Genomic DNA, 11,162 nt, shown 5'->3' on the forward strand with positions numbered 1-11,162 from the left:
AGCATATATCGCAGCAGGCTTGGGATGAGTGGCAAGCGCATCAAACACGCTTGATTAACGAAAAGCAGCTGAGCCTGATGGATCCTCAGGCACGCCAATATTTAAATCAACAGCAGCAGCTGTTTTTTGCCGGTGAGGCCTACGACCAAGCTGAAGGCTATGTGCCTGAAGAGGGCAGCTAGCAGAGCTGATTAAAGTTTCGACGATCTGTTTTGCTGGCCTTAAAATCGAACAAAAAGGCTTGACGAAAAAAAGGCAAAACGGTTTAATACGCGCCTTTCTCAATTAAGCATTGCTTAATCCTGCCCGGATAGCTCAGTTGGTAGAGCAGAGGATTGAAAATCCTCGTGTCGGTGGTTCGATTCCGCCTCCGGGCACCATTTCTTTTCAAACATCTATCAACATTTACCAATATTTGTCGCTCAAATACGAAGTGTTTTATGTTGCGCTTTAAAAACGTTTATTGCCTTATCTGGCGCTTAGAGCTTTAATTTTCTTGCTTGTACCCATTCGTTGCCATGCCCTAATTTGCTTAGCCAGCAAAGAAAGAATGGCTCAATTTGAAATCTTGTGACAGTCAAATTACTGTTTACAAATAAGCTCATTACATTGATTATAGTGCTCGATAACCATGGTTTCACAGTTATCAATGACTTAACTTAAAGGACTAGCCACAATGAAAATTTTAAAACATGTTTTAAGCATAAGTGCATTAATTATGCTGTCGACCAATCTCCTCGCGGATGCGCATATCTGGCATATTAAGGGTATTCATCCTGAGGGGCAGGAACTTTTGGCGATTAAAGCGATTGGCCCGAAGGGCGAGCTGCATGCGGTCAAGGCGCTGTACGATGATCAAAGCCATGTATTAGATATTAAGGTGCTCGATAGCGACGGTAAAGTAATGCACGCTGTTAAGGCTGTGGATGAAAAAAGTGATACCTTACATGGGGTCAAGGCAATCACAGATAGCGGTGAAATATTAGACATTAAAGCTATCGATTCTGCGGGTAAGCGATACCCTGTAAAGGCTGTCGTGGGTAAGTCGAATACCATGAGTGTGAAAATTATCAATGCGGATGGCAGCAATTGGGCTATCAAAGCGATTTCACCGTCTGGTCAGATCTTTGATGTAAAAGCGCTTAACTTTAGCGACGACAGCACCATGCATATAAAAGCGGTTCCGCATTTACACCAGCTGGGCAAATAAGCCCTAGCGTGTTAATGGCTGCTAATGCTCTCCATGCAGCGGCAGCTTCAATCGTTTTACAGCACGATTAACAGTTATATGCGCTGTGTTTGCATCTCCGCTCATATAACTGTTAAGTACTTTTTCGCTGTGCTTGCCTTATCCGATCTTTTATAAACAGATGCGAAAACTTTTTGCCGATATAGCAGGGCTAGGCATATTGGATTCGCCTGCTGTACTCAATCACTATGCTGAAAATACCACCGGCATAGGCTTTGCGCCTGCGCTGGTGCTTAAGCCACAGACTGCACAGCAGCTGCAAGCTGTGGTGGCGATTGCGTCAAAGCATCAGCTGCCGCTCTATCCGGTCAGTCAGGGTAAAAACTGGGGTTTAGGCTCGAGGGCTCTGCCTGAGGCAGGTGCAATAAGCGTAGACCTTGGCGACATGCAGCAGATCCGCCATTTTAATCCTCAAACGGGGCGCGTTGTGGTGCAGCCGGGCGTAACCTTTCTGCAGCTGGCAAACTTTTTACAAGCCAGCCAAAGTGCTTGGCAGGCATCCGTGATTGGTGGCTCGCCCGAAGCCAGCGTGTTGGCGAATGCACTGGAACGCGGCGATGGTATTGGGCGTATGGGTGACCGTGCGGCAAGTATCGTAGCTGTAGAGGCGGTACTCGGTAATGGCGAGTTGTTTTCTGATATTACAGAATTGCATGCTGATGCTGTCAGCGCATCTGACCAAACAGCGTTACAAGTTGAGACCGGCCCGCAGTTATCGCAGCTCTTTATTCAGTCAAATTTTGCAATTGTTTCGGCGGTAGAAATTCAGCTAACAGCTAAAGCCGGTAGAACACGTTTTGTGATGGCCGAGCTACACAGCACTGATGACTGGCAGCAGCATATTGTTGCGCTGCAGCGATTAATGCAGGAACAACTCATTGACCCAAGGTCGATCAGCTTCTGGAATCAAGCCAAGCGCTTGGCCAGAGATAAGCGCCGCATTGAATGCTCAGCCGAAGAATTGGCAGCATCTAATCTATGCAGCTGGCATCTTTCATGGTTTATTCAAACAATTGAGCCGCAGTTGCTAGCCGCTAAATGGTCAATGGTATCGAGCATATTGGGGCCTTTAGAGCCGTCACTCGATGTTTTCGACGATGTCGAAGGGCAACAGCAAATCCCCAGTCTTGCTAGCGGCCATCCAAGTTTTGACAATATTCAAAGTCTTTATTTTGAGTCTACCGCCGAGCATGCGCAGTTACCTTTATCCGAGCGCCATCCAGAGCAAGACGGTTGCGGCTGTATTTGGCTGTGTTTGGCAACAGAGCCAAAGCCTGAGCAGTTGCCGGCGCAGTTGGCTGCCTTTGAAGCCTGTATGTTAGCGCAGGGCTTCTTACCAAATATCGGCATGCAGTTTGTCAGTCACTCGCGATTGCATGTATTTATTGCGATTATTTTTGCACGTGGTGACCGGCAAGACAACGCGATGGACTCGCATGCCTTAGCCTGTCACGACAGTCTGCTGGCCATAGCTAGAGATTTCTCGATGCCGCTGGTGCGTTTAGGCTTGCCTTCAATGGCTAAGGCGGCTCAGTTATCTGAGCCAAGGCGTCGATTATTACTGCAATTGAAGCAGTCGCTGGATCCTGAGCAGGTTATTGCCCCGCAAAAACATATTGTTTAAGCAGTTGGTCAAAACTTACTGCAAGGCTTTAAACGCTGCCTGCAAAGATTCGCTTGGGTTGTCGCCAAGTGATAGTTGCTTCAAGAAAGTAGCCTCTGCAATCGCGTTCTGCTGATCACTGGCTCCGGCAGCCTGTTTTAAGCGTTTAATGCTTGCAAATGCCTGCTCAGCTGATGCGCCTCGCTCAAGCTCATGCTCTAACATCTCACAACACAGTTCAGTGTCGCCTTGCTGAATGGCCTGCGTTAACGCCACGTCTGCTTGAGTGCCTGCGAACCATGCCTGAAAAAAAGCCGGCTGTACTTTATTCATGAGCTGGGCAATTTGCTCGCCTTGATAGCCTAATTCAACCGCAATAGGGCCCACCGCTTGATTAAGCTTGAGTCTTAAATCGCTGATCGTTGCGTGTAACTGTTGTTGTTGATTTATATCCATAATAATTATCCGATGATAAATTGCTTAGTTACCAGCCGCTGAAAGCATGTTTGATCGCGTGGCCTGCACTTTTGGCCGTATGGCTCACTGTATGACTGACATGCTTAGCCGTATGTTCTGCCTCGTGACCAATATTTTTGGCTGCGTGTTCAGCTTCATGGCCAAGGTGTTGAGCGGTATGCACAGCCTCGTGGCTGAGATGTTTAGCATCATGTTCTATATCATGGGCGGCACTTTTGACGTTATGACTAAAGTTATGCCCAAGGTCTTGAAAACTGTGACCTATATCTTGCCCAGCGCCACTTAGCCAGTGTGAGGTCTCTTTCGCGGCATGTTCAAAGGGCTTGGTGTTAATTTCAGCGCTAAAGCCAACTTTTACGCCGCAGATATCAATTCCAATGGCACCTTGTAAACCAAACTTAAGCTCATGATCATGGTATTCGCCGTCGAAACTACCGCCGACTCCGGTTTCACCCACCGAAGCGCCAACCGTGCCGGTACCGCCTGTGCCATCAACTTCGCCGCCCACGGTGCTGCTGACTTTTACTCCCGCGTCATCAAAAGCACCAGCTGAGCCTTTAGCGCCGTAATGGCCATGACCGTGATAAACATCGCCATCGGCTTTTGCTTCGGTGCCCATTTTAGCGTCGACTTTGGCTGAGGCAGAGACATTGGTATTCTCGGTACCCACGCGAGAGTCAACTTCGCCTTTCGCCTCAACTGCGCTGCCCGCTTTGGCAGAAAACCCGCTGTCTTCTTTATCGCTGTGAATTTCACCGGTGGCGCCGTCTAAAACTTCGACACTACCGCTGGCTTTGACATCTGAATATTCAGTTTTGGCCTCGGCGCTAGCTGAGGCGGTTGCATCAACGCCTACCGTAGCTGAAGCCTGGGTTTCACCGTTGCTATGTTGATAGCTATAGCCAGTTGTTTTCACTTCAGCATCAGCGTGTGCCTTTGCTTCATAGCCGTCGCCGCTGTGGCTGGTGCTTACGCTATCTTCCTCATCTAGCCCAGCATGGTGGGATTTGCCACTGCCGCCTGCGACGCCTTTTAGTTTATCGAGCGGAATATCGCCCTCGATATCATCAAATCCATCACTCATGTCATGTCCCTCTTGTCTGAATATTTATAGCTCAACTGATTGCAGAGGTGTGCTGCGTTAAATCAAGCTAGACAGCTTGCTCGTGTGCCAACAATTGTTGAAACCTCTGGCTGTGCTTGGCAAGCTCTGACCAGCTGCCTAGCGCGTCTATTTTACCGTTATGCATAACAACAATCCTATCGCATAGCTGCACAGTTGCAAGTCGATGTGCAATAACAATGCGTGTATTACTAAGTGTTGCGAGATTGCGGCAAATTTGGCTTTGTGTACTTTTGTCGAGTGCACTGGTGGCCTCGTCTAGCAACAGAATGGGGTTGTTTGCAGCAAGCGCGCGGGCCAGCAGTAAACGCTGGATCTGACCGCCTGAGAAGACCGCCTGTAAATCACCGACCATGGTAAACATGCCCATCGGCAGCTGCCTAATATCATCTGCAATCATGGCCTGCTCTGCGGCCAGCCAGGCGTCGCTCAGGCTAAGCGTGCGCAGCCCTGCGATGTTGTCAAATAAAGAGCCTGGCAGTAGTTGCTGCCCCTGCATAACCATGGCGATTTGTCGGCGCAGACTGGGTTGATGCAGGGTATCTAAATGATGTCCGTCAAAAAGGATGCTGCCTTTGTCTGCAGTATGCAGGCCCAGCAGGGCAAGAATCAGCGATGACTTGCCGCTACCGCTGGCCCCAACAATGCCGATATATTCACCCGCAGCAATATCGAGGTTGATATCAGACAATGCTGCTCGTTCGGCACCTGGGTAGCTGAGGCTTAGATGCGATACGCTGATGGCGCCATTTAAGCTTGGTGTGAGTGCGGCCGGCTCCGGCTTGGGTATAAATTGCAAGACGGGCTTGAATGCCGCGCTCATGGGTAGGCTGGTGAAGAGCTGTTGCAGGCCAGCAGACAATAAGCTCACTCCCGAGGTTGCTGTTGCGAGGGCAGTGATAAAGCCGAGAAATTGCCCCTGAGCCTGTGGCTGAACCTCGCCGCCGAGTGCCGCTGCGCCATAGCCTAAAGTTAATAGTAAATATGGCCAGCTTTTTTCAAGGGCGGGAATGATATTAAAAACCGATTTAGCGCGCAGCAATTTACCTCGCATTATGCTGTAGTTATTGGCCCATTGAGAGAAGAAGTGAGTTTCTAGACCAAAGCTGCGAATCATGCTGATATTTGCCAGCATATCAAACAACTTATCATTGCTAGACATATCTTGCAGCTGACCCTCTTGCAATGCTTGCTGACGTTTAAGCCCTAAACCGACTAGCAGGCATAACAAAACCACAATGCCTAGTAGTACAATCAATGCCGCCTTGGTTTGATAAACGAGCATTAACGCCGAAGCGGCCACTAAGTAACTACTGCCGTTAACCATCAGCATGGCGGCACTGTGCATGGCTTTACGGCACTGAATGGCTGACTGAGTCTGCATTGCTAGCATTGACGGGCTAGTGCTGTTCTGGGCCGCCATTAAGAGCACGCGGTCAATGATTGCGGTTTGTAATATATTGTCATTTTTAATATCCATGCGGCACTGAACCCAGGACAGCATGAAATGGCTAATACCTTGAAAACTCACGACAAGTAATAACAGCAAGCTGATTTGCAACAGCAATGTAGGCTGGTTGTTCGGCACGACGGTATCGATAATGCCAGATGTTAGCATTGGCAAAGTCATCGCCAATGCGCTAGCAGCCAGTGTGAGTAATGCGAACAAGCCAATTTCGGGTTTCAGCCATGAGGTGCCGAAGACTAGCCACTGTTTTAGACTGAGCGCTTGGTTTGGCAGTTTTGGACTAACGCTATAAATTATTTTATTGTTGAAAAAATCTGCCGAGCTGCCAGTTTCAGCGTCAACCGCAGGGCTTGCTTGATAGCGGCCACGACGACGTATTGCAGCCCAGGCCTTTTGTGGTTGCTCGGCGGTTTCGCGTTCAACAATCAACAGTGGACCGAGATCTTGCTGTAAGCGCTTTAGTCCTGGTTCGGCATTGTCAGCTGCATAACCATTGTCGAGTTTGGCTAAGTTGATTTCGCGCGCAATCAGTCCAGCATCGCTGGCAATATCGACGGCCTCACGCTGCGTTAAATCAGTGTTTATATGCAGCGGCAGTTTTCGCTGAAAGCTTTCACATAAACTGAATAATGCAATGCGCATGGCATCTGATTGGTGATCTGTTAGATGGCTACGGCCTTCAATAAGGGTATTAAAATTCTCGACCGCATATTGCCACTGGGTTTGATCAGCTTGCTGTCTGTTAGCAATTCGCGACAGTCGTTCTTGGTTTATAGTCACGGGCTTACCTGCTGGGGCGTTGCATGGTCATGTGCCAGAATTGCTTGCAGCGCTTTCGAGTCTTGCAGCAACGTTTGGGTTGGCCCTTGGTCGACGATGCTACCCTCATCAAGGACTAGAAGGTTGTCGCAGCGCAGAATCGAGCTGGGCCTGTGCGTAATCAGAATCACCGTTTTACCGCTTGCTTTTAGGTTGCTGATAACGTTTGCTTCACTGACGGTATCGAGTGCGCTGGTGGCTTCATCTAAGATGACAATCATCGGGTCTTGGCAGAGTGCCCTAGCAATGGTAAGGCGTTGAACCTCGCCGCCTGAGAACACACTGTGCGCCGGATGATGTCGAGTTTGGTAGGCGTTAGCTTTGTCGACAATCGCCTCATGCACATCTGCCTGCTTTGCTGCAGCAATCACCTCTGCGCTGGAAATGTCCTCACGCCAGAGGCTAATATTATCGTGCACACTGCCGTGCATAAGCTGCCCCGATTGCTCAATATAAGCAATGAGATTTTTGCGCAGCGCAGCTGGCCATTGCTGCAGTAGCTGGCCATCAAGTAAAATTTCACCCTGCTGTGGCTCTAATAATCCCACTAACATTTTGGCTAAAGTAGATTTACCGCTGCCTGATTTTCCCACAATGCCAGTAATGCAGCCTGCAGGAATATGGCAGGAAAGCTGATAAATAAGCGGCGGATTTGGAGGATAGGCATAGCATAATTGTTTTAGCTCGAAGCTACCATGAAACGTTTCAGGTACAGTCTTTTCTAGCTCTTGCTTCTCTGCTTGAGGGTAGTTATGTAAGTCATCTAGGCGTAATAGGGCGCCGGCGGTTTTTTGTATCTGCCCGTTGAGTTGCATTAATTCAGCTATCGGCTGAACTAGCAAGCCTGCTAATAGCTGCAAGCTGATCAGGCTTCCGAAGCTGACTTGACCTTGTATTGCCTCAAAGGCACTGAGTATTAAAATTAAGCCCATTAAAAAGCCTTGCGCAACGGTCGGTGCGGCGCGCAAACCAGCGTCGATGGTTAAGGTTTTTTGTTGAGCAGACAGTGAGGCAGCCTCGGCGCCCAGCCAGCGCTGCATGAGTAATGTTTCTGCACCCTGTGCGCGATAGCTAGAAAATTGCTGTAAGCCATGCGCGGCAACTGCATAAGCCTGGCCTTGCAAAATTTGCCACTGCTGATGACGTTGCTGAGCGAGTGCATTGAAGCGTGTATAAATAAATAGAATACATACAATACATACTGCACTCGCCAGAGCCACGGTAAAGTTGTAAAGCGCAATTAAGATCAGATAAAGAACAATATTTAAGGCGTTTAGTCCAGCCTCCGCGACAGGGCCCGATAAGGCATTGGCGACTTGGTTATTGAGTCGAATCCTTTGCACCAGTTCACCACTGCTGCGCTGGGCAAAAAAACTAAACGGCATACGCAAGATTTTCAAGGTGTAATTGGCTGAGTCGCTTAAGGCCATGCGCGTTTGTAGTTTCAGTAAGACTTTTTGTTGCAGCCAGACGATAATAAAAGATAGCCCTGTGCCGCAGAGCATGGCAGCTAACAGTGGCCAAAGCCAGTGATGCTGTGCGGCAATTAAATAATCGTCTAAAAATATGCGAGTTAGGCCAGCCATGGCTAAGCCTGGCAGCGTTAATAATAGGTTTAACAGTAAAAGTATCTTATAGGCTGCGCTGAGCCCTTGGGTGCGTTGAATAATACTGTCGATAAGGCTTGGTTTTTTACCGTCGGCGACAAAGTTTTTTGCCGGTTTAAAGCATAGGCATAAACCCGTAAAACTGTTAGAAAATTGTTCGGCAGATAAACAGCGCGTGCCTGTGGCTGGGTCGTTAATATGAAAACCCTGCTTATCGACTTTTGTAAGTACCACAAAGTGATTAAATTCCCAATACAAAATTTGCGGAAGTGGAAGCTGAGCAAGCTGCTCAGGCTCTCGATTCACCGCTTTTACCTGCAGGCCATAGTATTCTGCAGCCTGCGCCATTTTAAATGCATCGCTGCCGTCACGTGAAATACCGCAGCGATCGCGCACATGCTCAAGTGGCACCCATTTTTTGAAATACGCTAGCACCATGGCTAATGCCGCTGCGCCACATTCCACAGCCTCAATTTGAAATATTTGTGGCACCGCTGAGGGCTTATGCAGGGTAAATGATAGGCGCATAGGAATTAATCTAATTGAAACAGGATTTTTAACTGAGGAATCACCAGCGACAGTAATGACTTATATTGCTCAGTAATGGAGGCCTCAATAAAAGTGCCTGCAGTCAATTCAATTTTTGGTCCGGGCGTCTGGGTCCAGGCATAGCCAGATATTTCATTTGGGTCGATATCTAAGTCGACAATCACCTCAAACGGTGCGCCCTCGGCGAGTATCTTTTTTTCTAGGCTTGGATTGTTAAGCCTCAAGGACAGCGTATCTTCTGCAATCGCCAAGTCTGACACCTCGGTGACGGTGGCTTTAACTTTGCCGAAGCTGCCTTTCAAGATGCTAGAAACTTCAAGCAGCGCTGGCATGCCTGCAGATAATTGCTTGCCTTTGTCGATGGGAACGTAAATCAGTGCCGATAAGGCAAGGTGTTGACTGCTGTTTAGCTCGCCACGTGGTGAGATGATAGCGATACGCTGACCAGTGCCGACCCAGTCGCCACGGATAACATTGATTTCGTCGATTACCCCAGCTTGCTCGGCAATAATGTCAATATTATTGTCTAGCTCAGTTTGTCGAATGGAGAGATTTTCACGCGCCTGCTCAATGCTTTGGTCGAGGCTTAATAGCCTTTGCTGGCGATTGTCTTGTTCGTTAACAGCGTCTACCTCAAGCTGCTTTAATTGCGCCTGTTGCTGGCTTAAATCCTCATCAGCGGTTTGCCGTTTGATTGCGGCATTGGTGGCTTGATCGCGACTCACTAAGCCCTTATTAGCAAGCGCGGCAAGCTGTTTCTCTTGTTCGCGTAAATACGGCAGTCTGCTTTGCAGGTCGAAAATAGCTTTTTCCAAAGCATTGCGCTTATCTGTTCGGCTTTGTTGGTTAATGCGCTGCTCTGCATTCAAATTGGCTAATGTTTGTTCACGTTTGTCTAACGTTTCTTGTAATTGAACTTTAGCCTGATCTAGCTGAGCCTGCAGTAAAGGTTGAGAAAGCTTTGCAATCATGTCGCCAGCGTTGATTGGCTGGCCATTGCTGACCATTACAGAGACGACTTGGCCGCTATTGCTGGCTTCGACAGGTAGCGATAAGGGTTGACCTTTGGTAACGATAACGCCGGTGCCGGCAATTTGAATGGGAACTTTAGTCCAAACTGCCCATATAGTGACCAGTAAAACAAAGGTTGCCAAGGCTATTGTCATGCGAATGATACTTAAATCAACNACCGCAACAGGCGTCTTAAAGCTGTCAGTGCTGGCAGTTTGCTGCTGAGCTTGGTCGCGAAACGCGAGCGTCGATTTGTTCTGCATGTGGCCCAAAGATCCTTGGCATAGAGTATGCTAAAAGCATACGCAATTTAGGATCTAGATCAAGCCATTCGCTAAATCGCCAATCATCGACCTATGTTAAACATAATCATTGATTCAATAATCTGCTTGTCGGTTTAGCAGTGTAAAAAGCATGATACCGATACTTTGATAAATGATCTATACAGCTTAAATTCTAACTGGGTATCATTTAACAACTTTAAATCTCTAAAAATTCTTAAGTAAGTATGCCAAGTTATTGATTTAGAATTTAAATTCTAAAGCCTATAGGCTAATCTATGAAGATAGGGCCTTTCTAAGTTTTAGTCTTTAGTTGTTTTCTGATAAGAGTCATTAATTAATAGATGAAAGCTATTGTTAGTCGCGCAAGCTGGGCTATAACTAAAGTATGTCCTAAGAAATACATAGGTATAGACTAGTCTGTGACTGCCGCTAAGTCAGTCGTCCTATAATTATAAGTTAAAACAATGACAATGTTTCGTGTGGATGAGTACGTTAAGGTTCTTCATTTATTAGCCTTGATGAGGCTAATAAACTTTGTCGTGCGTTGTTTTTACTACAAACGTTCGCATTACTCTTTCTTTAAGCTTAATGCATTATTGCATTTGCTAAAAATTACCTTAACTGCATGCGTCTTAAACCTTTTCTCAGGCTGGGTATTTGCGCTGACTCCGGCAAATACTGACATCAGCAGTACCACAACGGCAACATATACTTTAAATGGTAACCCGGCTTCTGCCAGCGCGTCAGTAACGTTTACGGTTCAAGAAATCATTGATGTGAGCTTATCGAATATTACAGGGGCGTCTAATATTCCTGTGCTCTCCCCTGATACAAACAAATTTGCGGCCTTTACCTTGAGCAATAGTGGCAATGGTGAAGAAGCCTATTCACTTACGGCGACAAATGTTGCCGGCAATGATTTCAACTTTACGGCGACTACTGACATATCAATATATCTAGAATCCAATCAAA

9 protein-coding genes and 1 tRNA gene are annotated in these 11,162 nt (G+C 47.5%); 5 read left to right on the forward strand and 5 right to left on the reverse strand.

Translation table 11 applies throughout. The features are described 5' to 3' along the window. The 4 genes from HRU21_04370 to HRU21_04385 all read left to right on the forward strand — a co-directional run. Window positions 1-182: oxidative damage protection protein (locus HRU21_04370; protein NRA41527.1), on the forward strand; the 182-nt coding region annotated here is incomplete at its 5' end. A 122-nt stretch (window positions 183-304) separates the two neighbouring features. Then, window positions 305-380, forward strand: a tRNA-Phe gene (locus HRU21_04375). A gap of 296 nt (window positions 381-676) precedes the next feature. Beyond that, window positions 677-1,210 (forward strand): hypothetical protein, encoded by a 534-nt coding sequence (locus HRU21_04380; protein NRA41528.1) that lies wholly within the window; start codon window positions 677-679, stop codon window positions 1,208-1,210. A gap of 160 nt (window positions 1,211-1,370) precedes the next feature. After that, the gene (locus tag HRU21_04385) at window positions 1,371-2,873 is read left to right on the forward strand and encodes an FAD-binding oxidoreductase (GenBank protein NRA41529.1); all 1,503 of its coding nucleotides are present in this window, start codon (window positions 1,371-1,373) and stop codon (window positions 2,871-2,873) included. Window positions 2,874-2,888: 15 nt separating this feature from the next. Here the strand turns inward: HRU21_04385 and HRU21_04390 are convergent, their stop codons facing one another. The 5 genes from HRU21_04390 to HRU21_04410 all read right to left on the reverse strand — a co-directional run bounded on the left by HRU21_04390 (window position 2,889) and on the right by HRU21_04410 (window position 10,169). After that, on the reverse strand, window positions 2,889-3,308 hold the full coding sequence (locus HRU21_04390) for a hypothetical protein (protein NRA41530.1): 420 nt from the start codon (window positions 3,306-3,308) through the stop codon (window positions 2,889-2,891). 28 nt (window positions 3,309-3,336) lie between these two features. Beyond that, window positions 3,337-4,413 carry a hypothetical protein gene (locus HRU21_04395; protein NRA41531.1) on the reverse strand — a complete coding sequence of 359 codons (1,077 nt, stop codon included), beginning with the start codon at window positions 4,411-4,413 and terminating at the stop codon, window positions 3,337-3,339. 67 nt (window positions 4,414-4,480) lie between these two features. Then, the gene (locus HRU21_04400; protein ID NRA41532.1) at window positions 4,481-6,700 is read right to left on the reverse strand and encodes an ATP-binding cassette domain-containing protein; all 2,220 of its coding nucleotides are present in this window, start codon (window positions 6,698-6,700) and stop codon (window positions 4,481-4,483) included. Then, window positions 6,697-8,874: an ATP-binding cassette domain-containing protein gene (locus HRU21_04405; GenBank protein NRA41533.1), complete on the reverse strand. Its 2,178-nt coding sequence runs from the start codon at window positions 8,872-8,874 to the stop codon at window positions 6,697-6,699. Before HRU21_04405 ends, HRU21_04400 begins: the two co-directional genes overlap by 4 nt. A gap of 5 nt (window positions 8,875-8,879) precedes the next feature. After that, window positions 8,880-10,169: an NHLP bacteriocin system secretion protein gene (locus HRU21_04410; GenBank protein NRA41534.1), complete on the reverse strand. Its 1,290-nt coding sequence runs from the start codon at window positions 10,167-10,169 to the stop codon at window positions 8,880-8,882. A 485-nt stretch (window positions 10,170-10,654) separates the two neighbouring features. Between HRU21_04410 and HRU21_04415 the strand changes: the two genes are divergently transcribed. Beyond that, window positions 10,655-11,162, forward strand: a 508-nt coding sequence (locus tag HRU21_04415) for a hypothetical protein (GenBank protein NRA41535.1), incomplete at its 3' end; no start/stop codon positions are given.

This window comes from Pseudomonadales bacterium (assembly GCA_013215025.1).
GTDB lineage: Bacteria > Pseudomonadota > Gammaproteobacteria > Pseudomonadales > DT-91 > DT-91.